The sequence below is a fragment of the Patescibacteria group bacterium genome (assembly GCA_027858235.1).
Classification (GTDB): Bacteria; Patescibacteriota; Patescibacteriia; order Patescibacteriales; family BM507; genus BM507.
Genome location: JAQIDC010000018.1, coordinates 1 through 2,971, shown reverse-complemented (window position 1 = coordinate 2,971; position 2,971 = coordinate 1). Strand labels below are relative to the sequence as shown.

General features: G+C 30.8%; 3 protein-coding genes. All 3 read left to right on the top strand.

Annotated features, from left to right (window positions below):
* Nucleotides 1–39 precede the first annotated feature (39 nt).
* The 3 genes from PF572_01285 to PF572_01275 all read left to right on the top strand — a co-directional run bounded on the left by PF572_01285 (nt 40) and on the right by PF572_01275 (nt 2,778).
* Nucleotides 40–243 (top strand): four helix bundle protein, encoded by a 204-nt coding sequence (locus PF572_01285; protein MDA3839698.1) that lies wholly within the window; start codon nt 40–42, stop codon nt 241–243.
* Nucleotides 244–535: 292 nt separating this feature from the next.
* Nucleotides 536–1,987, top strand: coding sequence for an ATP-binding cassette domain-containing protein (locus PF572_01280; GenBank protein ID MDA3839697.1), 1,452 nt, complete (start codon nt 536–538; stop codon nt 1,985–1,987).
* A 281-nt stretch (nt 1,988–2,268) separates the two neighbouring features.
* The gene (locus PF572_01275) at nt 2,269–2,778 is read left to right on the top strand and encodes an NYN domain-containing protein (GenBank protein ID MDA3839696.1); all 510 of its coding nucleotides are present in this window, start codon (nt 2,269–2,271) and stop codon (nt 2,776–2,778) included.
* The last annotated feature ends 193 nt before the right edge of the window (nt 2,779–2,971 follow it).

Here is a 2,971-nt window from a genome sequence, read left to right as displayed (position 1 = left end):
TTCTAAACAAATACAAAATTATAAACTCAAAATAAATAAATGGAGGGAAAATCAAGTTATTATAATCTTGAAGATAGAACATTTAAATTTGCTCAAGACGTAAGGAATTTCTTGAAAATCATAAATAAGAGTATTTCAAATTTTGAAGATGCTAAGCAATTAGTTAGGTCGTCTGGCTCAGTTGGGGCTAATTATATTGAAGCAAATGAATCTTTTAGAAAAAGGATTTTATTCATAGAGTAAAAATATAGAGAAAAGAAGCAAAGGAGTCAAGATATTGGCTATTGCTTCTCGATATAAATAGTGATAATCTAGATAAGCAAAGAAAAATATTAGTTAATGAAGTAACAGAATTAATGAAAATTTTCGGAGCAATAATTGAAAAATCAAAATAATTATTGTTCGTGATTTTGAGTTTTGAATTTGTTTAGAATTTAGAGTTTAGGGCTTAGAGTTTGTATACATTTTTATTATATTAAGTTTTATAAATAATACCTAGGTCTAATATAAAATTAGATAGTTAATTACAAAGATTATGGCAGAACAAGTAGTACTCCGATTTGACGAGGTGACATTCGAATATATACACAAAAGACCGCTTCTTGATGAAGCAAGTTTTACGGTACGTCAAGGTGCGAAAGTAACTCTAATGGGACAAAATGGAGCAGGGAAGTCCACTCTTTTTTCATTGATAAAAGGGGAAAATGTTCCCAAGAAAGGGAAAATTCATGTTAATCCAGAGGCAACTGTAGCGAGCGCCAATCAGGTTATCAAAAGAGAAGAAATGGATTTGAGTGTTGAGAAATATTTTGCGAGTGCATTTGAAATAGAACAAAAAAACCTAGCAAGTCAAATGTCAAAAGTTTTAGATGCGGTTAATCTGCATGTTGATACAGACAAAAAGGTTGGGGATTTATCCGGAGGGCAACAAGCGAGACTTTTGTTGGCCTTTGCTTTGATTCAGAATCCCGATATTTTACTTCTTGATGAGCCGACAAATAATTTAGACAAAGAAGGAATAGATCATTTGATTACATTTTTGGTAATGTATGAAAAAACAGTTATTGTTATTTCCCATGATGCCGATTTTCTAAACTGTTTTACAGAGGGTGTTGTCTATCTTGATATTTATACTCACAAAACTGAGATTTATGTTGGTGATTATTATTCCGTAGTTGAAGAAATATCTCAGAGGGTAAAACGAGAGAAGATGAAAAATGCCCAGTTAGAGAAAATAATTAAAGACAGAAAAGAAAAGGTTAACTTCTTTGCCTTAAAAGGTGGTAAAATGCGAAAATTAGCTAAAAAAATGAGAGAAGAAACAGAGGTTATGGAAGCAGAGATGGTTGATGTTCGTCGTGAAGATAAGACAATCAAAGAATTTACTATTCCCGTTCAAGATATTGTTGGTGAAATTGTGACTATTAATTCTTTGAAAGTAATAAAAAATCACGAACCAATTGAAAAAAAGACAAATATTATTTTAAGAAAAGGCGATCATATGATTGTAACTGGACCGAATGGAATTGGCAAAAGTACATTTTTGCGTTCACTTGTTTCTGGGAAAGCGGAGGGTGCTCAAATTCTAGACAAAGTAGTTATCGGATATTATAGTCAAGATTTTGCGAGCCTTGATTTTGATGAAAAAGTTTTCGATTCATTAGCGAATGTAGCACCGAGAGGGATTGAGGAACAAGAAATGAGAGCAATCGCAGCTAGTTTTTTAATTGCAGGCAATCTCATGGATCACAAAGTGGGTGATTTGTCAGAAGGACAAAAAGGGCTTTTGTCTTTTGCTAGACTGGTTATAATGCAACCAGGCCTTTTAATTCTCGATGAGCCAACGAATCATATTAACTTTAGACATATTCCTGTGATTGCCAAGGCAATTAACGAATACAAAGGGGCAATGATTTTTGTTTCGCACATGGATGAATTTGTAGAACAGATAAAAGTTGATCAGTATTTGGAATTAGGGAAAGTTTAAATATATATTTTAAAGTGTAGACCTCCGATGTCCTTAAAGACATCGGAGGTCTTTTATATTGTAAATTAAAATATAAATAAAATTTGTAATAAACGATCAAAATCTGTCATAATAATCATTGGCAAGGGGATGTAAATTTGCTAAAATGAGATTAGGTTCTAGATTGTAGGCTCTAGGTTTTAGGTTGTAGTCTGTAAACTTGTAAGCTAGTAAATTAGATTTTTCATTCAAAATTCGAAACTCAAAATTAAAAATTCCTCAGCTTTGCTGAGTCTCCCTTCATGCAAAAACCCCTAAAAAAACAAAATAACTATGCTTTTATTGATAGTCAGAATCTGAATTTATCAATAAAGGATCAAGGATGGACCCTTGATTTCGCCAAATTTTATATTTATTTAAAGCATAAACATAAAACAACAAAAACTTTTTTGTTTATTGGCTATATCAAGGAAAATTTAAAATTATATAAATTTTTAGAGAAGGTAGGGTATATTTTAATTTTTAAGCCAGTTCTTGGGAATGGTGATTTTGTAAAAGGCAATGTTGACGCCGAATTAGTTTTGCATACAATGCTTGAGTATAATAACTTTGATAAAGCAGTTATTGTTAGCGGAGATGGTGATTTTCATTGTTTGATAGAACAACTTATAAAAGATGAAAAATTATTAAAAATATGTATTCCAAACAAAAAAAGATATTCGGCTTTATTGCGTAATTTTAGCCAATATCTTTCTTATGTAAATTTATCAAGAAATAAATTAGAGTATCAAAAAAAGGCATCTGGAAAGTGAACGCATCAAATTCCGTAGCCTTTTATCGTGATTAATTATATTATATCAAAAAAATTCTTAAAGTCAAATTAAAATGGCTGTACAATATTAACTGTGGTGGAAAACTAAAAAGTAGTGGTAAGATTAGCTATGAAAACTAGTTTTACAACTATAACTAAAATTAACCACTACTTCTATGAAAAAATATACCAAT

Coding starts and splice junctions, on each gene's coding strand:
- PF572_01285 (MDA3839698.1), top strand. CDS start 40: ATGGAGGGAAAATCAAGTTATTATAATCTTGAAGATAGAACATTTAAA.
- PF572_01280 (MDA3839697.1), top strand. CDS start 536: ATGGCAGAACAAGTAGTACTCCGATTTGACGAGGTGACATTCGAATAT.
- PF572_01275 (MDA3839696.1), top strand. CDS start 2,269: ATGCAAAAACCCCTAAAAAAACAAAATAACTATGCTTTTATTGATAGT.